Origin of the sequence: Pseudomonas sp. 3HC3, assembly GCF_044904505.1 — a bacterium.
In the GTDB taxonomy this organism is placed as follows: Bacteria; Pseudomonadota; Gammaproteobacteria; order Pseudomonadales; family Pseudomonadaceae; genus Aquipseudomonas; species Aquipseudomonas putida_Y.
This window is the reverse complement of sequence record NZ_JADDRH010000034.1, coordinates 1-23209: the sequence shown is the minus strand read 5'-3', so window position 1 is coordinate 23209 and position 23209 is coordinate 1. Positions and strand designations below refer to the sequence as shown.

Annotated in this window: 11 protein-coding genes; 8 read left to right on the top strand and 3 right to left on the bottom strand. The window is 63.8% G+C overall.

All coding sequences use genetic code 11. The features are described 5' to 3' along the window. Positions 1-405 precede the first annotated feature (405 nt). The 5 genes from dsbD to INQ47_RS25165 all read left to right on the top strand — a co-directional run bounded on the left by dsbD (position 406) and on the right by INQ47_RS25165 (position 5987). On the top strand, positions 406-2121 hold the full coding sequence (gene dsbD / locus INQ47_RS25185) for a protein-disulfide reductase DsbD (protein WP_404702863.1): 1716 nt from the start codon (positions 406-408) through the stop codon (positions 2119-2121). Then, positions 2121-2957 carry a prolipoprotein diacylglyceryl transferase family protein gene (locus tag INQ47_RS25180; RefSeq protein WP_404702862.1) on the top strand — a complete coding sequence of 279 codons (837 nt, stop codon included), beginning with the start codon at positions 2121-2123 and terminating at the stop codon, positions 2955-2957. The genes dsbD and INQ47_RS25180 overlap by 1 nt, the downstream gene beginning before the upstream one ends. A gap of 1 nt (position 2958) precedes the next feature. Further along, positions 2959-3717 carry a thiol:disulfide interchange protein DsbG gene (dsbG, locus tag INQ47_RS25175; RefSeq protein WP_076402723.1) on the top strand — a complete coding sequence of 253 codons (759 nt, stop codon included), beginning with the start codon at positions 2959-2961 and terminating at the stop codon, positions 3715-3717. Between the two features lie 831 nt (positions 3718-4548). Then, complete coding sequence (locus tag INQ47_RS25170) at positions 4549-5286, top strand: hypothetical protein (RefSeq protein ID WP_404702861.1); 738 nt, start codon at positions 4549-4551, stop codon at positions 5284-5286. Then, positions 5286-5987: an ATP-binding cassette domain-containing protein gene (locus INQ47_RS25165; RefSeq protein ID WP_404702860.1), complete on the top strand. Its 702-nt coding sequence runs from the start codon at positions 5286-5288 to the stop codon at positions 5985-5987. Before INQ47_RS25170 ends, INQ47_RS25165 begins: the two co-directional genes overlap by 1 nt. 41 nt (positions 5988-6028) lie before the next feature. On the opposite strand, the gene INQ47_RS25160 is transcribed toward INQ47_RS25165, so the two are convergent. Next, entirely contained in the window at positions 6029-18982 is a 12954-nt protein-coding gene (locus tag INQ47_RS25160) for a non-ribosomal peptide synthetase (protein WP_404702859.1), read from the bottom strand. 303 nt (positions 18983-19285) lie between these two features. On the opposite strand from INQ47_RS25160, the gene INQ47_RS25155 reads away from it, so the two are divergent. After that, on the top strand, positions 19286-19816 hold the full coding sequence (locus INQ47_RS25155; protein ID WP_010954997.1) for an RNA polymerase factor sigma-70: 531 nt from the start codon (positions 19286-19288) through the stop codon (positions 19814-19816). Between the two features lie 227 nt (positions 19817-20043). Here the strand turns inward: INQ47_RS25155 and INQ47_RS25150 are convergent, their stop codons facing one another. Further along, positions 20044-21057: a GNAT family N-acetyltransferase gene (locus INQ47_RS25150; RefSeq protein ID WP_404702858.1), complete on the bottom strand. Its 1014-nt coding sequence runs from the start codon at positions 21055-21057 to the stop codon at positions 20044-20046. A gap of 63 nt (positions 21058-21120) precedes the next feature. Further along, entirely contained in the window at positions 21121-21921 is an 801-nt protein-coding gene (locus INQ47_RS25145) for a substrate-binding periplasmic protein (RefSeq protein WP_404702857.1), read from the bottom strand. Positions 21922-22092: 171 nt separating this feature from the next. Here INQ47_RS25145 and INQ47_RS25140 point away from each other — a divergent pair, with 171 nt between their 5' ends. Both INQ47_RS25140 and INQ47_RS25135 read left to right on the top strand, forming a co-directional pair. Next, positions 22093-22644 (top strand): exonuclease domain-containing protein, encoded by a 552-nt coding sequence (locus INQ47_RS25140; protein ID WP_252458809.1) that lies wholly within the window; start codon positions 22093-22095, stop codon positions 22642-22644. A gap of 74 nt (positions 22645-22718) precedes the next feature. Further along, on the top strand, positions 22719-23003 hold the full coding sequence (locus tag INQ47_RS25135) for a pyrimidine/purine nucleoside phosphorylase (protein ID WP_021784456.1): 285 nt from the start codon (positions 22719-22721) through the stop codon (positions 23001-23003). Positions 23004-23209: the final 206 nt, after the last annotated feature.

Genomic DNA, 23209 nt, shown 5'->3' with positions numbered 1-23209 from the left:
GCGCGGCGCTTCGCGGGTAAACCCGCTCCTACGTTTGTTTCGGGCCAATTATTCCTGTGGGATTTGCGCGCGACCGCCTTGGCGCATGTCTCGATATCGCGTCGTACAAACAAGGCGGTCGCGCGCGACTGGTGCAGGAGGGACTGGCCCGAAACAAACGTAGGAGCGGGTTTACCCGCGAAGCGCCGCGCGGGCGGCGCTCGATCTCACAGGCGCTGAGAATCTCCCGGCAAACACCTCGAAATTCCAACGCCGCCCCCTCGAAAATCCAACAACGAAGACCCTGCAAATCCAGAACAAACTCTTAATACTCCTGACCCCCCCCAACCCCAACACCCGCGTTAACCTTCATTTAATCGACCCCAGCCAGCATGGCCCCATTCCCAGATCTGCCAAGGCGAAGACATGCGCGTTCTCCTGCTCTTCCTCACACTACTACTGGCCGGCCCGTTGCAAGCCAACCCGTTCGATGTGAAACCAGACTTCCTGCCGGTTGAGCAAGCCTTCGTGCTCACCCACGACCGCCAGGCCGACGGCCAGATGCGCCTGTACTTCCAGATCAAGCAGGGGTACTACCTGTACCAGAAGCGCCTGAAGTTCGACGGCCTGCCTGCAGAGCAACACCCGCAGCTGCCGCCAGCGCTCAACCACCATGACGAGTTCTTCGGTGACAGCGCGGTGTACCGTGACCAGCTCGAACTGCTGCTGCCGGCCACTGCCCAGGGCCAATTGCGCCTGGGCTGGCAGGGCTGCGCCGATGCCGGCCTGTGCTACCCGCCGCAAACCACCTCGATCGACTTGGGTGGCAGCGTAACGCCGGCCGCCGAGCAAGCCAGCGACCAGGCCCTGGCCAGCGGCCTTCAGCAAGGCCACCTGGCCTGGAGCCTGCTGGCGTTCTTCGGCCTTGGGCTGCTGCTGGCCTTCACCCCCTGCTCGCTGCCGATGCTGCCGATCCTTGCCGGGCTGGTGCTGGGCAATGGCGCCAGTGCCCGGCGCGGCTGGCTGCTGGCCGGGGTCTATGTGCTGAGCATGGCCCTGGTGTACGCCGGGCTCGGGGTGGTTGCTGCCCTGCTGGGTGCCAGCCTGCAGGCCTGGCTGCAGCAACCCTGGCTGCTGGGCAGCCTGGCGGGGCTGTTCGTGCTGCTGGCACTGCCGATGTTTGGCGTCTTCGAACTGCAACTGCCTGCCGCCCTGCGCGACCGCCTGGACCGCGCCGGGCAAGGTACCCGTGGCGGCAACCTGTATGGCGCGGCATTGCTCGGGGCGTTGTCCGGCCTGTTGCTCGGCCCGTGCATGACTGCGCCGTTGGCCGGTGCGCTGCTGTACATCGCCCAGAGCGGTGACGTACTGCAAGGCGCGCTGGTGCTGTTCAGCCTCGGCCTGGGCATGGGCGTGCCGCTGCTGTTGCTGGTAACTCTGGGCAACCGTTACCTGCCGCGCCCGGGTGCGTGGATGAACCGGGTCAAGGGTGTGTTCGGTTTCGTGTTCCTGGCCATGGCGCTGTACACCGTGCGCAGCCTGCTGCCTGCTACCTTGCTGCTGGCACTGAGTGGCGCCTGGCTGATCGCCCTGGCCTGGGCCACCTGGCCGGCCCTGCAGCGCCTGCCAGCGTTGCGCGCCGTACCGCTGTTGGGCGCCCTGTGGGGCGGCCTGTTGCTGGTCGGTGCGGCAGCGGGTGGCGACGACCTCTGGCAGCCACTACGCCCGTTCACCGGGGGGGGCAGCACAGCGGCCGCTGGCCAGCATGCCGAAGACAGCTTCGTCACCGTCAGCCGCCCCGAAGACCTGAAACGTGAGCTGGATGCGGCCAAAGCCCGCGGCCAGTGGGTGATGCTCGACTACTATGCCGACTGGTGCGTGTCGTGCAAAGTCATGGAAAAACAGGTGTTCGCCCGCAGCGACGTGCAGACCGGCCTGACCGGCGTGCACCTGCTGCGCCTGGACGTGACCGCCGACAGCCCGGCCAGCAAGGCCCTGCTGCAGCGCTACCAGGTACCCGGCCCGCCCAGCATCATCTGGATCGGCCCGGAAGGCGAAGAACGACGTGCGCGGCGCATCACCGGTGAGGTTGATGCAGCAGCGTTCCAGCAACACTGGGCCCAGACCAGGAGCCAAGGCTGATGCTGACCGTAACACTCGGGCCACTGACCATGGCCCTCAACCACCTGCTGATGCTCACCGCCCTAGTGATCGCCAGCGTGGTCGGCTGGTGGGTCGCCCGACGTGGCGGCGAGAGCCCGGAATCGGCGCTGTTCAACCTGTTCCTGATCGGCCTGCTGTGTGCCCGCGCCGGTTTCGTGCTGGCCTACTGGCCGATGTACCGGGACGACCCGCTGCAAATCATCGACATCCGTGACGGCGGCTTCCTGTTCTGGTCGGGCCTTGCGGGCATTGTGCTCGGAGCCCTGTGGCAGGGCTGGCGCCACCCCGGCCTGCGCCGCCCGCTAGGCTGGGCTCTGTTCAGCGGCGCGCTGTTCTGGGGCCTGGCCAGCCTCGGTGGCCACCTGTACAGCAAAGGCACCGAGTTGCCCGAACTGAGCCTGCGCAACGCCAGCGGCCAGGCCGTGGCATTGCACAGCTACCGCGGCAAGCCGCTGGTCATCAATATCTGGGCCACCTGGTGTCCACCGTGTCGGCGTGAGATGCCCGTGCTGCAACAGGCACAAAGCGCTTACCCGCACGTGACCTTCCTGTTCGTGAACCAGGGCGAGACCCCGGAAAACGTCAGCACCTTCCTCGCCACCACCGGCCTGAGCCTGACCCACGTGCTGTTCGACGGCACCGGCCTGCTGGCCCAGCGTGTCGGCTCCATGGCCCTGCCCACCACCCTGTTCTACGACGCCAACGGGCGGCTGGTCGGCAGCCACCTGGGCGAACTGTCCCGGGCCAGCCTGCGCCACGCCCTGGAACCTTTCGACCGGGCCATTGCGCCCGCCCCTGCCGCACAAGGAAACTGACATGCGATTGACTGCACTGCTGCCCCTGTCCCTGGCCCTGCTGGCCGCCCCTGCCCTGCAGGCCGAAGAACTGCCCAAGGCGGTTCAGCAGCTGCAAGCCAAGGGCGCCGTGATCAAGGGCAGCTTCGATGCGCCCAACGGCCTGCGCGGCTATGCCGCCGAGTACCAGAACAACGCCCTGGCCCTGTACCTGACCCCCGACGGCAAGCACGTGCTGGTCGGCAGCCTGTTCGACGAACAGGGCAAGGACCTGAGCGCCGAGCCGCTGCAAAAGCTGGTATACGCGCCGATGAGCAAGGAAATCTGGGCGAAAATGGAAAAGACCGCGTGGATCGCCGACGGCAAGGCCGATGCGCCGCGCAAGGTATACCTGTTCAGCGACCCGAACTGCCCGTACTGCAACATGTTCTGGGAGCAGGCGCGGCCGTGGGTGGAGTCGGGCAAGGTGCAGTTGCGCCATATCATGGTCGGCATCATCCGTGAGGACAGCCCGGGCAAGTCGGCGGCGCTGCTGGCAGCGAAAGATCCGGCCAAGGCCCTGCAACAGCATGAAAAGGCCGGCAAGGCCAGCACGCTGAAGGCGCTGGAACAGGTGCCAGAGGCTGTGCAACAGAAGCTGGCGGCGAACATGGCGTTGATGGAAGAGATGGGGTTGCAGGCGACCCCGGCCATTTTCTATCAGGATGAGCAAGGCAACCTGCAAAGCCAGCAAGGGGCACCACGGCCGGAGATGCTTGGGAAGATTCTGGGCAAACGCTAGTGCATGTGGTGGGGCACAGATCGAGCGCCGCGAAGCGGGTGACGCGGGGCATGGCACCGGCTACGCCGGTGTTCGCGGGTGAACCCGCTCCTACGGGGCGCGCGCTAACGGCTGGATTGTGATCGCAAGGCCTGCGCAGTCAAGTGTAGGAGCGGGTTTACCCGCGAAAGGGCCGGACCTGCTGGCCAATTTCCACCCGCCGTTCACCGTTGCCGCCGCCACTGTATTCGCGGGTAAACCCGCTCCTACACTGATCGGGAGTGGACACACATTGGTGATTGGGTGCAGGCCGTTCTTTCGCAAGCAGTAAATCTCCCGGAATCAATCTCTCGGCCCGAAAAATCTATCCCGCGTAGATTTAAATCCATAACCCAACATATCTAGAAACAACTACTTGGCACGCCCTGTCGTTAAACATCGCCTGCTCGCCTCCCGCATTCAAATTCCACACCGACGCACAATAAAGAACACTCAGACGATCACAATAGAGCTTTCACGCACCAATATCCGAAATCTCTTACACGAACAGAAGAAAAAATGAAAACCCAAAAACATCATCAGATTCAAGCAAGAGACTTCTGAAGAACCTTCCCACAAAAACAGCTTCAAACCAAACACCCCAATATCACTTCAAGCCATTCCACCCGCACTGAGAGATTGACTTAAAACAGTCAAGCGCCTTAGCCTCCTTATGCCCGCATATTTCGGACAACAACAAAAACAAGGAGACACCCATGGATAGTCAATATGATACCTGCCTCATGAAACTGACTTCCGACACTCATTGCGAAATCAAACAATAAGCAGCCATCTTTCCAAAATGGTCCATCCATGAACCCAAACCACTTTATCCGCAGTGCAAGAAAAATCACGACCATCACAAAAATCTTGACCACTGAGCACTTGAGGGAGCCCACATCGCTTCTCTGGTCAGCGCTGGCCCCTTGCATACTCTTCATCATCACCAACCCGACGCATGCAACCGCAACCTATACCGCTTCAGCCGCCTGGTTCTACTCATACATCTCTGCCACCCTCGCGTTCTTTGGATTCAGCTTCTACCTTATCGGCAGAAGGGAAAGTGGCTTCACGCGGTCCTTCATCTACCAACACGGTGCAATCAAGCTATTCCTGACGGCCCATACACTCAGCTATTTATTATTGAGCTCACTTTACGCCACACTATTTTACCTCTTGACCAAACCCTTGCGAGGTCACTACTCACTCCCTGAATTCCTCTATCTGATGGCATGCTTTTACACCAGTTACCTCATGTTCACCTGTATCGGCCTGGGGATCGCTGCGCTGCCGATAAAATTCAGCACGGCCAGCACCCTTTTTTCGCTCATGTCATTTCTCATGCTGGTCTCCGGATACAACGGCGCCACAATGGGGCACGATGCTTCGCAGGCGCTAACGCTGATCAACCCGCTCTTTTTAAGCGCGCAGATCTTCCATGGCGAAATGCCCCTTCTCAACAGTTTCCTGATTGCACTTTCGGCCTCTGCAGCCTCGACATACCTGACCGGAAGGTATTTCAGAATCCAACCCATATGGAGCCGATACTGATGGACATTCTAACTATAAACAACCTTCACTTCGGATACCGCGGAAACCCGCTACTGAACGATATTGAACTCACTATAAAAGCGGGGGAACTGGTCGGCATTCTTGGCAACAACGGGGCCGGAAAGACAACCCTTTTCGACCTCATCTGTAAAATAAAGAAGCCGACAAAGGGTGCTATTTCCAATTTATCCAGGCGTCAGGCCTATTTGACGCAAATCCTTACACCGCCCCCATTGCTCCGCATGAACGAAGCGGGCAAGCTTATCACCAGCCTGACCCCCAACGTTTCCCCAGATCACACAGAGATTCTCTCGAAACTAGCCAAATGGTCCCCGCCACTGTCCAGGCGATATGCGGACATCGCCAAGAAAAAAGCCGCCAATTGCAGCTACGGTGAAATTCGCAGCTATTTCACGCTGACCTTGCTACTTTTAAACAGTGACTTGATCATTCTTGACGAGCCAACGGCTGGCGTAGACCCTGAATTTCGACACTATATATGGCTTGGTATTAAAAGCACGTGCGCGGAAGGTGCGAGCGTGCTGATATCTTCTCATTACACAGAGGAAATCACGAAAAATTGCCAGCGCTTTTATATGCTCGCAAACAAACGACTGGAAGCGTTTGACAGTGGTGGACAGTTCATGGAACGCCACCACGCCAAATCGCTGGATGAAGCCTTTATCAATGCTTCGGTCTAGGTACCGTGGCCATTGAAAGGGGCGCCAAGTGCCCCTGCCCATCACAGCCCCTCCAGCTCCGCCATCAGGTCACTGAGCCGATCGACCTTGTCATCATCCAGCGCACTGCCCTGCAGCCCCTGTACATACTCGGCCAACGCCTCCACCGTGCTGCACTCGAACATCGCCCGCAGCGGCACGTTCAGCTGTAGCTGCTTCTGCACCCGCGAAGCGATCTGCGTGGCCAACAGCGAATGCCCGCCCAGCTCGAAGAAGTTGTCGTGCACCCCCACCCGCTCGGCTTTGAGCACATCGGCCCAGATACCCGCCAACACGCCCTCCAATTCGTTGCGTGGCGCCTGATAGGCCTGACTGTATTGGCCGCCGATGTCGATGGCTGGCAGGGCCTTGCGGTCGAGCTTGCCGTTGGCGTTGTGCGGCAAGCTGTCGAACCAGCCCCAATGCAACGGCACCATGTACTCCGGCAACTCGGCACGCAGTCGTTGCTTGACCTGCTCCAGCAACGCGGCATCGGCACTGACGCCCTGGTGCGCCACCAGGTAGCCAACCAGATGCTTGCCGTTCACGCCCTCCTGCACCGCCACGGCAGCATCGCGAATTTCCGCCTGCTCATGCAGCCGGGCCTCGATCTCGCCCAGCTCGATGCGATAGCCGCGAATCTTCACCTGATGGTCGATGCGCCCGACGTACTCCAGCACACCGTCCGGGCGTTGCCGCGCCAGGTCGCCAGTGCGGTACAGGCGTTCGCCCGACGCCCCGTAAGGGTGAGGGATGAACGCCAGTGCCGTGCGCACCGGGTCACCGACGTAGCCACGGCCTACACCCGTACCAGCCACGCACAACTCGCCCACCGCACCCAGCGGCACCAGTGCCTGGTCCTCGCCGAACAGGTACAGGCGGTTGTTATCGGTTGGCGTGCCGATGGGCAGGTAGCTGCCTTGGGTCGAGGCGGCATCGACGCGGAAGAACGCCACGTCATCCGAGCACTCCGCCGGCCCATAGGCATTGACCAGGCCGATCTGCGGGTAGCGCTGCAGCCACTGCGCCGCCAGCTCCGGTGGCATGGCCTCGCCGGTCGGCAGCATCCAGCGCAGGCCGTCGAGGGCCTGGTGGTCGCTGGCCAGCATGCCCTGGATCAGCGACGGCACGCTCTCCAGCACGGTGATGCCGGTGGCCTGCACATGCGCCAGCAGGCCCTGCGGGTCATGGGCGATGGCATTCGGCACGATCTCCACCTTGGCGCCGAACAGCGGCGCGGCAAGGAACTGCCAGACCGAGATGTCGAAGCTTTGCGAGGCGGTCTGGGCAATCACGTCCTGCTCGCTCAAGGCCAGGTACGGCACCTTGCTCAGCTGGTTGTTGAGCATGCCGCGCTGCTCGACCATCACCCCTTTCGGCAGACCGGTCGAGCCTGAGGTGTAGATCACGTAGGCGAGGTTGTCCGGGCCACTGTGGATACCCGGGTTGTAGCTTGCGATCGGGTTGGCCTGGACGTCTTCCCAGACCAGCAGTTGCGGCCGCAGCGCAGCCTCCAGTTCACCGAGCAACTGCCGCCCCTGCTCGGCGCAGGCCGCGCTGCACACCAACACTGGCGTGCGGCTGAGCTGGATGATGCTTTGCAGGCGGGCCGCCGGCAGGCCCGGGTCCAGCGGCAGGTACCCGGCGCCGGCCTTGAAGCTGCCGACAATCATGCCCAGCAGCGGCAAGCCGCGTTCGGTCAGCAGTGCCACCGGCTGGTCCACACCCACGCCCGCCGCAATCAGGGCATGGCCCAGGCGGTTGGCCGCCAGGTTCAGCCCAGCATAGTCGTAGGACGCGTCCAGGCAGCGGGCCACGATACGTTGTGGATGCAGGGCAACTTGCGCCTCAAATTGGGCGACGTAGCTGTGCTCCAGCGGATAGGCCCGTTCGGTACGGTTGCAATCTTGCAACAGGAAACGTTGCTCTTCGGCGCCGAGCAACGGCAGTTCGCCCACTTCGCCGTCAAAGCCTTGTACCAGCGCCAGCAGCAGGCGCTTGAACTCGGCCAGCAGGCGCTCGACGGTCGGGTAATCGAAGTAACGCTGGTCAAACGACAGGTGCAGGCCCAGGTCATCACCCGGGTAACACACCGCCGTCAGCGGGAAGTTGGTGTGGGTACGGCCCGAGTCGGAGCTGGCGTTCAGGTGCTGGGCGTGATCGAGCACGGCGGTTTCAACCGGCGCATTCTCGAACACGAACAGGCTGTCGAACAGCGGCTGGCCCTTGGGCAATTCGCTGCACGCCTGGATCGCCACCAGCGGCAAGTATTCGTACTCGCGCAGTTCCATGTTGCTTTGCAGCAGGCCCTGCAGCCACTGGCGTACGCTGCAGCGCTCACCCGCCGCGGGCAACTGCACGCGCAGGGCCACGCTGTTGATGAACAGGCCGACGGTGCGCTGCATCTGCGGCATGCTCGCCGGGCGACCGGCCACGGTCACGCCAAAGGCCACATCGCGGTCGCCGCTGTAACGCGCCAACACCAGGGCCCAGGCCGCCTGGGCGAAGGTGTTGACTGTGAGCTGATGAGCCTGGGCCAGTTCGCGCAGACGCACACCATCACTCACCTCCAGGCGGGTGTAGCAGTCGCCGACGACCATGCCGCTACCGGCGTGATCATGGCGCAGCGGGCGGTCGCTAGGGATGGCTGTGGCACGCTCGAAGCCGGCCAGGTTGGCCTGCCACCAGGCGCGCGCGTCGTCCAGGCCCTGGCGTTGCAGCCAACCGATGTAATCGCGGTAACGCGGCGGCACCGGCAGTTGGACCTGACGGCCTTCGCCAAGGGCCTGGTAGACCTCGAAGAAATCGTTCATCAACAGCGAGCGGCACCAGGCATCGATAAGGATGTGGTGGTTGCTCATCATGAACCAGTAGCGTTCATCGGCCACGCGCACCAGGCGCAGGTGGAACGGTGCCTCGCTGAGCAAGGCAAAGCCGGCCTCGCGCTCCTGCTTGTGCAGGCCCTGCAGGCGCTGCTCCTGGGCATCGTCGGCAAGGCCACGCCAGTCCTGGTAGTCCACCGCCAGGTTGCCCGGCTTGTGGATGATCTGCAGCATCGCCTCGCCGCTGTTCCAGCTGAACGAGGCACGCAACGCTTCGTGGCGCGCCACCACCGCCTGCCAGGCCTGGGCGAAACGCTCGGGGTCTAGCGCGCTGTTGATGCGGTAGCGGTCCTGCATGTAGTAGAGGCCATTGCCCGGCTCCAGCAGGGTGTGCAGCAGCATGCCTTCCTGCATCGGCGTCAGCGGGTAAACGTCCTCGATCTGCGCGGCCGGTACCGGCAATGCGTCGATCTGCTCCTGAGTCAGGTGCGCCAGCGGGAAGTCCGATGGGGTGAAGCTGCCATTGCCATCGGCCAGGCAATGCGCGACCAGCGCCAACAGCTCCTGACGATAGGCCTCGGCCAGACCCGCGATGGTCTGCTGGTCGTAGCGCTCGGCGCTGAAGGTCCAGCGCAGTTGCAGAGCACCGCCATACACCTGGCCATCGACGCTCAACCAGTTGGGCAGCGGCGCATCGAGGTCATGCGCCAACCCGGCCGGGGCCTCCAGGGGCTGGAACAGGGCCGCACTGTCGAACTGCTGGTCGAACTGGCCCAGGTAGTTGAAGGTGATGCGCGCCTGCGGCAAGGCCGCTATCTGCTCGCGCCCGGCGGCATCCGCCAGGTAGCGCAGTACGCCATAGCCCAGGCCCTTGTGCGGCACCTGGCGCAGTTGTTCCTTGATGCGCTTGATCGAACCGGCCCGCGCCGCGTCATCTTCACCTGGCAGCGGACGCAGGCTCAATGGGTAGGCATTGGTGAACCAGCCGACGCTGCGGGTCAGGTCCATGTCTTCGAACAGACCGTCACGGCCATGGCCTTCGAGCTGCACCAGCACTTCTTCATCGCCGCACCAGCGGCACAAGGCCCGCGCCAGTGCAGTCAACAGCAGGTCGTTGACCTGGGTGTGGTAAGCCGCCGGGGCCAGTTGCAACAGCTGTCGGGTCTGCTCCACGTCCAGGCCGATGGCCAGGGTTTGAGCGTGGCGATGCAAATTGCCGCCCTGCGGATGGTCGCACGGCAATTCGCGACGCACACCGCCCAGCTGGCTTTCCCACCAAGCCAGTTCGTCACGCAGCGAATCGCTGCCGGCGTAGCTGGCCAGGCGCGCGGCCCAGTCGCTGACGGCGTGGGTCTTGGCCGGCAGAGACTGGCCACGGTACAGCGCCTGCAGGTCCTCCAGCAGCACCCGCCAAGACACGCCATCAACCACCAGATGATGGATCGCCAGCAACAGGCGCTGAGTGCCCTGCCCGTCACGCACCAGCAAGGCGCGCAGCAGCGGCCCCTGTTGCAGGTCCAGGCTACGCTGCACGTCGGTGTAGAGTGCCTGACAATCAGTGAAATCGGCGACCGTGGCGCTCCACAGCAGTTGCTCGGCGCCAGGCTGCACGTACTGAGCCTGCCAGCGGCCCTGGGCTTCGCTGAAGCGCAGGCGCAGGCTGTCATGGTGCTGCACCAGCGCAGCCAATGCCTGTTCAAGGGTGGCCTCAACCAAGGGTTGGCGCACCTCCAGCAGCACGGCCTGGTTCCAGTGTTGCGGCTGTGGCACGTCACTGTCGAAGAACCAGTGCTGGATCGGCGTCAACCCGGCCTGGCCCTGGCGCAGCCCCTGCTCCACCGTGCTCACGGCTTCGCTGAGCTGAACCACAGCTGCCAGGGTCTGGATGGTCTGATGCTGGAACAGGTCGCGCGGGGTGAATTGCAAGCCGGCCTGGCGGGCGCGGCTGACCACCTGAATCGACAGGATCGAGTCGCCCCCCAGCTCGAAGAAGTTGTCCTGCACGCCGACCCGGGCAACGTTGAGCACATCGCGCCAGATCTGCGCCAGCTGTGCTTCCACCTCATTGCCAGGGGGCTGGTATTGCTGGCGCGCCTGCTCAAGGTCCGGCAATGGCAGCGCGCGGCGGTCGAGCTTGCCGTTGCCCATCAGCGGCAGACTGTCGAGCAGCACCAGGTGCGCAGGCACCATGTAGTCGGGCAGGTGCTGGCGGGCATCGGCTTTCACCGCTTCGCGCAGCAGTTGTTGCGCCTCGCTACCGGCGGTGGCCTGCCTGCACACCAAGTAGCCCACCAACTGCTTGCCGCCCGGCAAGTCCAGCGCCTGCACGACGGCCTCGTCGACATCGTCGTGGGACTGAAGGCGGCTCTCGATTTCGCCCAGCTCGATGCGGAAGCCGCGGATCTTCACCTGCTGGTCGGCACGGCCGACATACTCCACCAGGCCATCGGTACCCAGGCGTACCAGGTCGCCGGTACGGTACAGGCGCCCGCCTTCGGCACTGAACGGGTCGGCGACAAAGCGCTCGGCAGTGAGGCCTGGACGGTCATGGTAACCCTGGGCCAGGCCGGCACCACCGACATACAGTTCGCCAATGCCGCCTTGCGGCAACAAGGCCAGATCCTCGTCGAGGATGTAGGCCGTACGGCTACCGACGACGCGGCCGATCGGCACGCTGCCAAGGTCTGCTTGCAAGGCCTCTGGCGCCAGGCACGCCAGCGGCATGACCACGGTTTCGGTCGGGCCGTAGGCATTGAAGCACTGCTGCGGCGCAAAGGCCTGGCGGATGCGTTGCAGGTGCTCGCCGGTCAGCGCTTCGCCGCCGGTGATCACCAGGCGCACCGGCAATTGTTCGCCCCGCCCACCCAGGTACTGGGCCAGTTGGCTGCCGTAGCTAGGGGTGAAACCGAGGATGCTCACCTGCTGCTCACGCACCAGTTGACAGATTTCCTCGGCCCCCCACTGCCCTTGGGCGCGCAGCACCACACGGGCGCCACACAGCAGCGGCGCCCACAGGCGCTCGCTGGCAGCGTCGAAGTTGATCGAATAGAAATGCAGTTCGCAATCATCGCTGCGCATGCCGAATGCAGCGATCACCGCCTGGCAATGCATGGCGAACTCGCCATGGCTGACCACCACGCCCTTGGGTTTGCCGGTGGAGCCTGAGGTGTAGATCAGGTAAGCCTGGTGCTGCGGCAGGCTGAGGTTGTCCAGCGGCGCATCGCTGTAGGCCGCCAGGCTGGCGGCATCGTCTTCCAGGCTCCAGCTGGCCACGCCTTCAGGCAACTCACCCAGGGTATGCAGCAGCGCACGCTGGCTGAGCAGCAAGCCGATGCGGCTGTCTTCGATCATGTAGCGCAGGCGGTCGAGCGGATACTCGGGGTCGAGCGGTACATAGGCGCCGCCGGCCTTGAGGATGGCCAGCAGGCCGACGACCATTTCCAGCGAGCGCTCCAGGGCCAGGCCCACGCGCACCTGCGGGCCGACACCACGCTCGCGCAGGGCGCGGGCCAGGCGGTTGGCCTGTTGGTCGAGTTCGGCGTAGGTCATGTGCTGGCCGGCAAAGGTCAACGCGCCAGCCTGTGGCGCGCGCGCGGCCTGAGCGGCGAACAGGCCGTGCAAGGTCTGGTCGAGGTCGAAATCGTGCTCGCCCTGCAACTGGCCCACCAGCACCTGCTGCTCGGCGCTGCTCAGCATCGGCAGTTCGCACAGGCGCTGTTGCGGGTTGTCCAGCAGGCCGACCAGCAGTTGCTGCCAATGCTCGGCCATGCGCGCGATGCGCGGCTCGTCGAACAGGTCACGGCTGTAGGTCAGGCAGCAACCCAGGCGACCGTCGAGGTCGGTCACCTCCAGGTACAGGTCGAACTTGGTGGCGCTGGCGTCATTGACCAGGTAATCCACCTGCATGCCGGCAAGCTGGCGGCTTTGCTGGAAGGCCCAGCGCTGCACGTTGCACATCACCTGGAACAGTGGGTTGTAGGCGCTGCTGCGCGGCGGCTGCAAGGCCTCCACCAACTGATCGAACGGCAGGTCCTGGTGCGACTGGCCTTCGATGGCGGCCTGACGCATCTGCTCCAACAACTGCGCGGCGGTCATCTGGCCGTCCAGCTCGCAGCGCAGCACCTGGGTATTGAGGAAGGCGCCGATCAGCCCTTCGCTTTCCGGGCGGATGCGGTTGGCCACCGGCGCACCGATGCGCAGGTCGCGCTGGCCGCTGTAGCGGTGCAGCAAGGCGGCCAAGGTGGCGGTCATGGTCATGAACAGGGTCAGGCCGCGCTGGCTGTTGAAGGCATGCACGCGGGCGACCAGGGCCGGGTCGAGGTCGAAGCGGTACAGCTCGCCACGGTGGCTTTGCACAGCCGGCCGCGGGCGGTCGGCGGGCAAGGCCAATACCGGGTGTTCATCGCCCAGGCGAGCCTTCCAGTAGGCCAACTGGCGCGCGCCCTCGCCGCTTTCCAGCCATTGCCGTTGCCACACGCTGTAGTCCAGGTACTGCACCGGCAGCGGCGCCAGCGGCGACTCGCGGTCATCGACGAAGGCTTCGTACAGCTCGCCCAGCTCGCGGGCGAAGATGTCCATGGCCCAGCCTTCGGTGACGATGTGGTGCAGCGTCAGCACGAAGCAGTGCTCGCGCTCGTCGGCCTTGACCAGGCAGGCGCGCAGCAGCGGACCACGCTCCAGGTCGAAGGGCTGGTGCGCCTGGTCGTCGGCCAGTTGTTGCAAACGTTGCTGGCGGGCATCGTCTGACAAAGCGCTGAAGTCTTGCCAGTCCAGATGCAGACCGCTGTCTTCAGCCACGCACTGGTACGGCACGCCGTCGATGCTGGGGAACGTGGTGCGCAAGGTTTCGTGACGCACGATCAGCGCCTGCAGCGCACGCTCGAAGGCGTCCACGTGCAGGGTGCCGCGCAGGCGTGCCATGCCGCCGACGTTGTACGCCGGGCTGTCAGGCTCCATTTGCCAGAGGAACCACATGCGCTGCTGCGAGTACGACAGCGGCACGGCCTGGCGGCGGTCGACGCGGGCGATTTCGCCTTGCAGGTTGCGCTCGCCGACCGCGCGCAGGCGCGCGATCTCGGCACAGAAGGCGCCCAGTTCGCTGGCTTCGAACAGGGTCTTGAGCGGCAGCTCGACATCGCAGGCCTGGCGGCTGCGCGAGACAATCTGGGTGGCCAACAGCGAGTGGCCACCCAGGGCGAAGAAGTCGTCCTGCAGGCCGATGCGCGGCAGGTTCAGCACTTCACGCCAGATCGCAGCGACCTGTTGCTGCAACTCGGTTTGTGGTTCGACATGCTCACGCTGCTGCCACACCGGAGCCGGCAGCGCCTTGCGGTCGACTTTGCCGCTGGGGCCCAGCGGCATCTGTGCCAGCGGGATGAGCTGTGCCGGCACCATGTACGCTGGCAACTGGGCAGCCAGCACAGCCAACAGCTCGGCGGGCTGGGCGCTGCCACAGTAGTAGCCCACCAGTTGCGCACCGACAGCATCCTTGTGAATCAATACCAACGCCTGTTCGACACCCGCCTGTGCCATCAGGCAGGCCTGGACTTCCTCGGGTTCAACGCGAAAACCACGCACCTTTACCTGCTGGTCGAGGCGGCCAAGGTATTCCAGGGCCTCCAGCTGAACCTGCCAGCGGGCGCGATCGCCACTGCGGTACAGACGCTGACCGTTGCCGTCGGCCTGGGGTACGAAGCGCTCGGCAGTGAGGCCGGGGCGGCCCAGGTAACCCCGGGCCAGGCCCGCGCCACCGAGGTACAGTTCGCCCGGCACACCGGGGGCGCTCAGTTCCAGCTCATCGTCCAGCACGCGGCACAGCACATTGCCCAGCGGGCGGCCGATGGGCGAGCGTTCGCCGTCCGCCACCTGGCAGTGCCAGTGGGTGACGTTGATGGCGGTTTCGGTCGGGCCGTACCGGTTGTGCAGCTGCACCTGCGGCAGCACCTGCAGCACGCGGTCACGCAGCGTGGCGGACAACGCTTCGCCACCCGAGAACACCCGGCGCAAGCTACAGCAGGCACCTGCCTGCGGCTCCTGGACGAACACCTGCAACAGCGGCGGTACAAAGTGCAGCGTGGTCACCCCATGGGCCTGCACCAGGGCAGCGATACGCTGTGGGTCGCGGTGTTCACCAGGGCCGGTGAGCACCAGCTTGCAGCCGGTGACCAACGGCCAGAAGCATTCCCACACCGAGACGTCGAAACTGATCGGCGCCTTCTGCATCAGCACGTCGCTGTCATTCAGCGCATAGGTCGTCTGCATCCACTGCAGGCGCTCGGCCAGCGCCGCATGGGTATTGCCTACGCCCTTGGGCTGCCCGGTGGAGCCGGAGGTATAGATAACGTAGGCCAGGTTGTTGCCGTGCAGGTGCAGGCCGGGGGCATGGCTGGGCCAGCTGTCCAGGTGCAACTGGTCGAGGGCAATGTCGCTGACACCGTCGACCTGCGGCAGCTTGCCCAGCAGGCTGCTGTGGCTCAGTAGCAAACGGGCGTCGCAGTCGGCCAGCATGTAGGCCAGGCGTTCGGCAGGGTAATCGACATCCAGCGGCACGTAGGCACCGCCAGCCTTGAGAATGGCTAGCAGGCCAACCAGTAATTGCGGTGAGCGCTCGATGGCAATGGCCACACAGGTATCGGGGCCGACGCCTTTGTCACGCAGGTAGTGGGCCAGCCGGTTGGCTTGCTGGTGCAGCCCGGCGTAATCCAGGCTGCCGCCGTCCCAAACCAGGGCGGTGCGTTGCGGCGTCAGGCGTGCCTGCTCATTGAGTTGTTCGACCAACAGGTGCTGCGCTGCGGCGGCCGGTGCCTGGCTCCAACCCAGCAGCTGCGCACGGCCGTGCTCATCCAGCAATTGCACCTCGCCCAGCGCCTGCTGCGGCGCGGCACACACCTGTTCCAGCAACGCCAGCAGGTGATGGGCCAGACGTTCGACGGTGCTGGCTTCGAACAGCTCCGCGGCATAGTCGAAGGCCAGGCTCAGGCGGCCCAGATGGTCTTCCTCACTGTGCAACTGCAAGTCGAACTTGGCTTCACGGCTGTGCCACGCCAGCTCTTCGGCCAGCAGGCCGGGCAGACGGCGCAGGGCCGACAGGTCGCGCTGTTGGTGATTGAACATGACCTGGAACAGGCCGCGCTCACGGGCCTCTGGCAAGGCTTCGACCAACTGCTCGAATGGCAGGTCCTGGTTGGCCTGGGCTTCCAGGGTGGCCTGACGGACCTGGGCCAGCAACTGTGCGAACGGCATGCGGCCATCGAGTTGCGCACGCAGCACCTGGGTGTTGATGAAGAAGCCGACCAAACCTTGGGTTTCCAGGCGCGGGCGGTTGGCGTTGGGCACGCCGACGCGGATATCGGCCTGGCCGCTGTAGCGCTGGAGCAGCGCCTGCCAACCTGCCAGCAGGACCATGAACAGGCTGGCCTGCTGCTCGCGGGCCAGGCCCTTGAGCGCTTCAGTAAGCTTGGCCGGCACCTTGAAGGTGAAACGGGCGGCGCGATGGTCGCGCTGGCTGGCACGTGGATGATCGGTGCACAGGTCGAGCACCGGCAGTTCATCGCCCAGGCGCGCCTGCCAATATCGCAACTGCCGCTCGGCTTCGCCTTCGGCCAGCCATTGCCGCTGCCAGCTGCCGTAGTCGGCGTAACCCAGGGGTAGCGGCGCCAGGTTGGCCTCCAGGCCCTGGCAGTGGGCGGCATACAGTTTGGCGAACTCATCGAGCAGGATGTTCAGCGACCAGCCGTCAGCGACGATGTGGTGCAGAGTCACCCACAGTTGATGGTCCTCATCGTCCAGCCGCGCCAGGGTCACCCGCAGCAACGGGCCCTGGGTGAGGTCGAACGGCTGGCAGGCCTCGGTTTCACGCTGCGCGGCAACCTGCTCGGGCGAGTGCTTTTCAAGGTCCAGGCGGTGCAGGCTGAACGGCTGTTGCGGCAAGATACGCTGCAGCGCCTGGCCATCCTCTTCGCTGAACACGGTACGCAGCGATTCATGGCGCGCCACCAGTGCCTGGAAGGCCACTTTTAGGGCATCGACATCCAGCTCGCCGCGCAGGTGCAAGCCGGCGGGAATGTTGTAGGCCGCTGATTGCGGTTCCAGCAGCCACAGCAGCCACAAGCGGTTTTGCGCCAGCGACTGGGGCAACGCCTGGGCGCGCTCCAGCGTGGTGATGGCTGCGGTGCCTGCGGCGCCATCGGCGATGATCTGTGCCACGGCCTTGCTGTAGTCGGCCAGTACCGGCGCCTCGAACAGCATGCGCAGGCTCAGGTCGATACCCAACTCATCGGCCAGGCGCGCTGTCGCCTGGGTGGCGGCGATGGAGTTACCGCCCAGCAACAGGAAGTGGTCGTCCGCGGCCACCGCCTCTACCTTGAGGATCTCGCGCCACACACCCGCGATGCGTGCTTGCAGCTCATCGCCAGCGGTTGCACCGGCACCGGCTTCGCTTGCCTCGGGGAAACGGGCATAGCAGTCCAGGCTGCCATCGTCCATGCGCAGGCGGCAGGCAGCGCGTTGCAACTTGCCGCTGGAGGTCTTCGGCAGCGCGCCGGGGTTCAGCAACAGGACCACGGCGGGGGCCTGCCGGCAGGCGTCGGCGATGACCTGGCGCAGGGTCTTGATCAGGTCCTGAGGCTTGATTGCCTTTTGCACAGTGCGGCTGACCTCCACCGCCACACCGATGCCCTCCTCCCCCTGATGCCCGACGGCGAACACCGCCACCCGGCCTTTGCGCAGCACCTGCACTTCACGTTCGAGGGTTATCTCCAGGTCTTGCGGGTACAGGTTCTGCCCACGCACGATCAGCATGTCTTTCAGGCGCCCGGTGACGAACACCTCGCCTTCACGCATGAAGCCCAGGTCGCCGGTACGCAGCCAGGTCTGGCCATCCATTTCGACGAAGGTGCGAGCGCTGGCTTCTGGGTTGCGCCAGTAGCCCAAGGCGATGCTCGGGCCGCCTGCCCAAATTTCCCCCACCTGGTTGTCGCCCAGCACTTGCAGTTGTTGCGGCTCGACGATGCGTATCGCGTGCCCCGGCTGCGGGAAGCCGCAACTCATCAGCACGCTGCCAGTGCCGGGTTCGGCGCGGTTGGCGGCGAAGGCTTTGGCATCCAGCTCAAGCGCGGGGATACCCTGTCCACGGCGGCTGCCGCTGACGAACAGAGTGGCTTCGGCCAGGCCATAACTGGCGAAGAAGCTGTGCGGATCGAAGCCGCAGGCCTGGAACTTGTCGGCGAAGGTGGCCAGGCTGTCCTGGCGGATAGGCTCGGAACCGGAATAGGCCACGCGCCAGCGACTCAGGTCGAGCCCGGCCAGCGAAGCCTCGCTCACCCGTTCGCTGCACAGGCGGTAGGCGAAGTCGGGCCCGCCGCTGATGGTGCCGCCGTATTCGCTGATGGCCTGCAACCAGCGCAACGGCCGGGCTAGGAAGTACCCCGGCGACATCAGCACGCAAGGCACGCCACTGAAGATCGGCTGCAGCAGGCCGCCGATCAGGCCCATGTCATGGTACAGCGGTAGCCAGCTGACGATCACATCGTCGGGGTTGAGGTCGATGCCAAAGCCTTGGCGGATCAGTTGCTCGTTGGCCACCAGGTTGCCATGGCTGACCTGCACGCCCTTGGGCAGCGCGGTGGACCCGGAGGTGTACTGCAGGAAGGCGATGTCATCGCCCTTGAGCACGGGTTCACGCCAGTTCGCAGCCAGGGCCGGGTCCAAGCCATCCACAGCCAGCAGTTGGGGGGCATTGTCCGCCGCCAGGGCTTCCAGGCCCTGCAGGCTGTCGTACAGCGCCGCCACAGTCAGCAGCAGGCACGGCTCGGCGTCGTCGATGATCGACAGCAAACGCTCCTGGTGATGCTGACGCGCGGACTCCGGCGGGTAGGCCGGCACCGCGATCACGCCTGCGTACAGGCAACCGAAGAACGCCGCCACGTAATCCGGCCCGCTGGGGAACAGCAACACGGCACGGTCACCGAAGCTGGCGCGCGCCTGCAAGGCAGCGGCGATGGTGCGCGCGCGCTGGTCGAGGTCCCGGTAGCTGAGCACGGCCTGCTCGCCGGGAGCGTCGGCCAGAAAGCGCAAGGCGATCTTGTCCGGGGTCCGCGCGGCGCGTTGCGCCAGGGCCTGGACCAGCGAGAGCGGGAGTTCGAAGGCGTCCGTCATGGGGTGTTCCTGCCAGTGTCTGGTTAGGTCCGACAGCTGCTCCGCGAACGAGGGCGGGCAACGTATGCGACCGGGGATGTACACAGGGGAACGGATGGGAGGGGGGAGAAATTAGCAGGGAGGGCAGGCTTTAAGGGTTGATAAGGCATACCCCAAAGCTGGCCGCGGCTTAGAACTGAAACCAGAGATACTAATTACATTTCGCATTTGACAATTATTATCATCTTACATAGCTTGTCGCACGTCTTAGGAAGCTTCCCAACCTTGGGCGCCTCCTTCCCCCTCTGTGACAAGGTGATTTCCATGGCGGAACAACTATCCACAAGTAAGTGCGATTCACCATTACTGCAGGCCTTCGTCGACAACCGCAGCATCCTGGTCAAGATCGCCGCCCGCATCACAGGCTGCCGTTCGCGCGCTGAGGACGTGGTACAGGATGCCTTTTTCCGGCTCAGCACCGCCCCGCAGATCACCTCATCGTTCAAGGCCCAGCTGAGCTACCTGTTCCAGATCGTGCGCAACCTGGCGATCGACCACTATCGCAAGCAGGCGATGGAGCTGAAGTACTCCGGTAGTGAGGAGGAAGGCATGAACGTGGTGGTGCAGAACGCCTCGCCCGAAGCCACCCACATCAACCGCGCCGCGCTGAACGACATCGCGGAGGCCTTGAACGAACTGCCGCCCCGCACCCGCTATGCTTTCGAGATGTATCGCCTTAATGGCGTGCCGCAGAAGGACATTGCCAAGGAACTGGGCGTATCGCCGACCTTGGTCAACTTCATGATCCGCGATGCGCTGGTGCATTGCCGCAAGACGGCCAGTCGGCAGGCCTGAAGCTAGCTGCGAGCAAAAGCGAGAGCGAACCTGGATCGCTCTCGCTTTTGCTTGCAGCGCTAGTGTGGTGTTTTGCAAATACGGCCAATAACTCGCGAGCGATTTTTGCGTTCAGGCAAGGCGTCGCGACGAGTCGTAGCCCAGCTACGGCGAGGAGCGACAACGCCGCATGAGTGCAAAAAACGCCGCGAGTTATGGTCGTTATTTGTGAAACACCACACTAGCCCCTACGTCAGCTTGCAACGATCGAAAAACCGCTCCCGCCCCAGAATCATCAACGCCGCCCGCTTGTGTGGAAAGTCGAACTCTTTGTCGCAATGGAAACATTGGTCGTGCATGTAGCCAATCATCTTGCCGTTATCGGCGCGCGGCTCGGCCACCACCCGCTGGGTGCGCGGGTCATCCAGGAACAGGTAGTGCACCAACGCCGATAGCCAACTGGCCACCTTGTGCGGCCCTCGGTGGCTCTCCTCTCCCACCAGCATATGGATACCGCGGTCGTAGTCATCGGCCGGGTAGAAGGGGGCAATGCGGTCCTCCTTGGCCCAGTACGCCTCGAAGTAGGCAAACGGCTCGTCATCGAAACAACCGATCAACGTCAACGTATGCGGGTCGGCTTCGAGCTTGGCCAAGTATTCGCGGTGCTGCGCCAGCGTGCCACCCTCCTGCCAGAACGCCTCCACGCGAGGGTTGTTCTGCCAGCGGTTGAAACGCTCCAGGTCATGCTCGATCTCCAGGGTACGCAGCGATACCCAACTGCCCAAGCGCGCATCGAAGCGCCGGTACACTTCGCCCCGCGGCTTGGGCGCCCGGCGCGGGTGGCGCTTGCCGTTGCTGATCTGCATCTGCTGCGGATAGACCCCGGCGACCGACTCGCCCAGCCACGGCTGCGGCAGTTGCCAGAACAGTGCGCGCTCACACAGGTACTGGCCCGGCTGTTCACCGACCAGCAGCAGGCCACTAGCCAACGCCTGCGGCAGCACTTCGGGCAGGTGCCAGGTCAGACGCTGGCAGGCCGTATCGCGCGACAGCAACCAATAGCAGGCGGCCCACAAGGCTTGGTAGGGGCGCTCGGGGCAAAAGCGCTCAAGGTGAACGTGCAGCGAAGCGCCAGCTTCCAGGCGCAACTGGATCAGGGGGCGGCCTTCAAGGGCCAGGCTTAGCCAGCTGTCGCCCTCCTCGGCACTGAGGCTACGCCAGCGTGGCGGTGACTGTGGCTGCGAAGCGGCATTGAACGGCATGGGCTTGACTCACGAAAATGAAGAAAAGACACACTGCAGGGAACGTTGCCGCAACGCGGGAATTTAGTCTTGCGGTGCAGCCACCGTGATACGGTACGGCTCGAAGATGCGCGCCAGTTCGCCACTGTTGCGCAGGGCGCGCAGCAGCTCCGCGAACGACTGCTGACCGATTGGCGCACCCGGGCGTAGCAAAGCGTAGTGGTGATAGACCTGGTCAATGCGTTGCGAAGGCACCAGTTGCGCCCTGCTCGCCGGGTTGCGTGCCAGGAAATCGCTGAGGTAGGAGCGCGTGACCAGGGCAATATCGGCGCGGCCGGCCTGCACCATCAGCAGGTTGCTGTCGTGGGAATAGGTCAGGGTCGCATTGTATGTCTTGCGCAGGTAGTCCGGGTCGGCGTTGAAGCCGGCGAACGCATAGTGGTAGCCGTTGAACAATGCCAGGCGTTTGCCGCGCAGGTCATCGAAGTAATGTGGATCATTGCCATTTGCCTTGCGGGCAACGAACACTTCGGCATCTTCCAGGCCCATGTCCACGGCCTGATGGGCAATCTGCTCCCAGCCCCATTGTGGGTTCTCGAAAATCGCCATGTCGGTGCGGCCCTGCTGGAAGTCACCGAAGCGCCGCTGGATAGACGTAGGCACCAGAACGAAGTGATAGTGCTGCTGCGCCCGGTTGAGTGCATCGACCAACTGCGGCAGCAAACCGGTATCGGCACCTTGCTCGGGGCGCACTGTGTAAGGCGGGAAATGGGCTGCGCCAATCTTCACTTCAACCGCCTCGCCAGCCCATACCGGTGCCGCCAACCAGAACACGGCCAGCAGCATCAGGGTGGACAAGGCCTTGAGGCCGGGCACTGGAGTCAAGACGGACACTCATCACGGTTTATGCCTGTATGCGCCTAAGCTAGGCGTTTTCCGGGGGCGGCACAACTACCGGTGCCTGCTCTTTGTGCCAAAGCAGGCGGCAAAATGCCATAGGATGCCGTATGCCCAGACATTGGCTACGCTCTAGCAGGATCTGCAAGGGAGCCTGGTATGGGCCATTGGTTGGTGATCGACCTGGAAGCCACCACCGACGATGGTGGGTGGCCGGTCACAGAGATGGAAGTCATTGAAATTGGCGCAAGCCTGGTTACCCGCGAAGGACGCGAGGTCGACCATTTCCAGCGTTTTGTAAAGCCACGGCGGCGGCCGCAGCTGACCCCATTCTGCCGTGAGCTGACCCACATCAGCCAGGCCGACGTGGACAACGCCGCGCCGTTTCGCGAGGTGTGGGCAAGCTTCGAGCGCTGGCTGGGGCACCACCGCGGGCAGCTTCAGGCCTGGGTCAGCTGGGGCGACTACGACCGCCAGCAACTGCACCAGGAGTGGCAGCAGCACAGCCTCGACAGCCTGCTGCGCACATTGCCGCACATCAACCTCAAGCAACGCTTTGCCAAGGCCCGCCACCTGCAGCGCCCCACCGGCCTGAACGGCGCCCTGCAACTGGCCGGCATGCACTTTTGCGGGCAACAGCACAGGGCCCTGGAAGATGCGCGCAACACGGCGCGGCTATTACCGTTGAGCCTGCCCGCCAACAGCCCCTGAAAGCAGATGACGAGGCCTGTGGGCTTGGGCATACTGGCCAGCCCTTTTTCATCACCTCTTTTCAGGAGTCGCCCATGTTCCAGGTCAACGAGTACTTCAACGGCACCGTCAAGTCGATCGCATTCTCGGGCGAAGAAGGCCCGGCCACTGTCGGCGTCATGGCTCCGGGCGAATACGAATTCGGCACTGCCAAGCGCGAGATCATGCATGTGGTATCGGGCGCGCTGACCGTGAAACTGCCAGGTAGCGACAACTGGGAAACCTTCAAGGCAGGCGACAAGTTCAATGTTGCCGCCGACAGCAAGTTCCAGCTGAAAGTGGCGGTGGATACGGCCTACCTGTGCGAGTACCGCGACTAAGCGTCGGCCTGTACCGGCCTCTTCGCGGGTAAACCCGCTCCTACAGGGTGCTGCGCCGACCTTCGATGTTGTGCGGTCCTTGTAATCAATGGACTCGCCCCCGCCGAGGCATCACAGTGCCACGGTGGTGTTCGAAGAAGCCAACGGCAGCGAGGGCGAGACCATGAAAAAGCATAGTTCGAAACACGATTCCCTGTCTTCCACTG

What these genes read in the sequence shown, in the direction of transcription:
- INQ47_RS25160 (WP_404702859.1), bottom strand. Translation starts at nt 18,982, where the DNA reads ATGACGGACGCCTTCGAACTCCCGCTCTCGCTGGTCCAGGCCCTGGCG.
- dsbG (WP_076402723.1), top strand. Translation starts at nt 2,959, where the DNA reads ATGCGATTGACTGCACTGCTGCCCCTGTCCCTGGCCCTGCTGGCCGCC.
- INQ47_RS25135 (WP_021784456.1), top strand. Translation starts at nt 22,719, where the DNA reads ATGTTCCAGGTCAACGAGTACTTCAACGGCACCGTCAAGTCGATCGCA.
- INQ47_RS25180 (WP_404702862.1), top strand. Translation starts at nt 2,121, where the DNA reads ATGCTGACCGTAACACTCGGGCCACTGACCATGGCCCTCAACCACCTG.
- INQ47_RS25170 (WP_404702861.1), top strand. Translation starts at nt 4,549, where the DNA reads ATGAACCCAAACCACTTTATCCGCAGTGCAAGAAAAATCACGACCATC.
- INQ47_RS25165 (WP_404702860.1), top strand. Translation starts at nt 5,286, where the DNA reads ATGGACATTCTAACTATAAACAACCTTCACTTCGGATACCGCGGAAAC.
- INQ47_RS25150 (WP_404702858.1), bottom strand. Translation starts at nt 21,057, where the DNA reads ATGCCGTTCAATGCCGCTTCGCAGCCACAGTCACCGCCACGCTGGCGT.
- INQ47_RS25140 (WP_252458809.1), top strand. Translation starts at nt 22,093, where the DNA reads ATGGGCCATTGGTTGGTGATCGACCTGGAAGCCACCACCGACGATGGT.
- dsbD (WP_404702863.1), top strand. Translation starts at nt 406, where the DNA reads ATGCGCGTTCTCCTGCTCTTCCTCACACTACTACTGGCCGGCCCGTTG.
- INQ47_RS25155 (WP_010954997.1), top strand. Translation starts at nt 19,286, where the DNA reads ATGGCGGAACAACTATCCACAAGTAAGTGCGATTCACCATTACTGCAG.